The 420-nt window shown below is 62.1% G+C and carries 1 protein-coding gene; it reads right to left on the bottom strand.

Features of this window, described 5'->3' with window-relative positions; translation table 11 throughout:
• The coding region (locus EN935_RS40330; protein ID WP_127374464.1) for an LLM class flavin-dependent oxidoreductase at positions 1 to 415 on the bottom strand (415 nt) is incomplete at its 3' end.
• Between the last annotated feature and the right edge of the window lie 5 nt (positions 416 to 420).

The following is a 420-nucleotide window of genomic DNA, read 5'->3' on the forward strand; positions in this document are numbered from 1 at the left end:
GCACGATGCCGATGAATTCCTCAGCGCGCCGCCGGAAATCATCGTTCGGAATGCCTGCCGGTCGGCTGAAATTGGCCGCCTCGAGCGGGCTCTGCCGCAGTGTCGCGTTCCAGCCGACGCGGCCATGGCTGATGATATCGAGGGATGCAAAACGTCGCGCCAGGTTGTAGGGCTGGTGTGCAAGCGTCGAGGCACTCGCCACGAGGCCTATCTTCTCTGTTACGGTGGCCAGTGCGGCAAGAAGGGTTGTCGCTTCGAACGGGCTGGTCGATGGCTCGCCGCTCGTCAGCGAGTCGGAAATGATGACCATGTCGACACCGGCCGCCTCCGCCTGCCGGACGAAAGTGCTGATCTGGCCGAAGTCGAGGGCTTCTTGTCCTGTGGCTGCGATGTTGAGCGAAACGGCGAAATGCATGTGAC

This window comes from Mesorhizobium sp. M7D.F.Ca.US.004.03.1.1, from assembly GCF_003998635.1.
Lineage (GTDB): Bacteria > Pseudomonadota > Alphaproteobacteria > Rhizobiales > Rhizobiaceae > Mesorhizobium > Mesorhizobium loti.